Here is a 244-nt window from a genome sequence, read left to right on the forward strand (position 1 = left end):
CTTTAATAACTTCTCCATTTGAATTAAAATCCAACTTATCACCCATGTTAATACCAGAAGAGCTTTGTGTAATTACATAACCTTCAAAATTATTTGTTATTGGTATTACTGTTGCTACGTTAGTATGTTCATTAATATCTATACATATTCCATACATATTTTGAGAATCAGATACTTCAACAAAGATATCATCGGGTTTTTCGGTTGAAACCTTTAATTTAACTGCACGTTTGTACGGAAATCC

At 29.9% G+C, this 244-nt stretch carries 1 protein-coding gene; it reads right to left on the reverse strand.

All coding sequences use genetic code 11. The features are described 5' to 3' along the window. The coding region (locus U881_RS0110125; protein WP_024654282.1) for a DUF228 domain-containing protein at positions 1-244 on the reverse strand (244 nt) is incomplete at both ends.

Source organism: Borrelia persica No12, assembly GCF_000500045.1.
GTDB lineage: Bacteria > Spirochaetota > Spirochaetia > Borreliales > Borreliaceae > Borrelia > Borrelia persica.